The sequence below is a fragment of the Nocardiopsis sp. LOL_012 genome (assembly GCF_048060475.1).
Lineage (GTDB): Bacteria > Actinomycetota > Actinomycetes > Streptosporangiales > Streptosporangiaceae > Nocardiopsis.
The window spans coordinates 1-353 of record NZ_JBHMIV010000129.1; the positions used below are offsets into that span (position 1 = coordinate 1).

At 69.1% G+C, this 353-nt stretch carries 1 protein-coding gene; it reads left to right on the forward strand.

The features are described from left to right. Positions 1-11: 11 nt before the first annotated feature. Positions 12-353: condensation domain-containing protein (locus ACFHWE_RS23765; RefSeq protein WP_416604108.1), on the forward strand; the 342-nt coding region annotated here is incomplete at its 3' end.

The window sequence follows — 353 nt, forward strand, 5'->3', positions numbered from 1 at the left end:
CGTTGGAGCGGGTGGCCCGGGAGAACGGGTGCACGCTGTACATGGTGTTGCAGGCGGCGGTGGCGGTGGCGCTGACGCGGTTGGGTGCGGGTACGGACGTGCCGTTGGGTGTGCCGGTGGCGGGTCGTGGCCATGGTGCGTTGGAGGATCTGGTGGGGTTCTTCGTGAACACGCTGGTGGCGCGGGTGGACACCTCGGGTGCGCCGTCGTTGCGTGAGGTGCTGGGTCGGGTGCGGGAGCGGTCGTTGGCCGATCTGGAGCACCAGGACGTGCCGTTCGAGCATCTGGTGGAGGTGGTCAACCCGGTGCGGTCGGCGGCGCGCAACCCCTTGTTCCAGGTCATGCTCACCCTC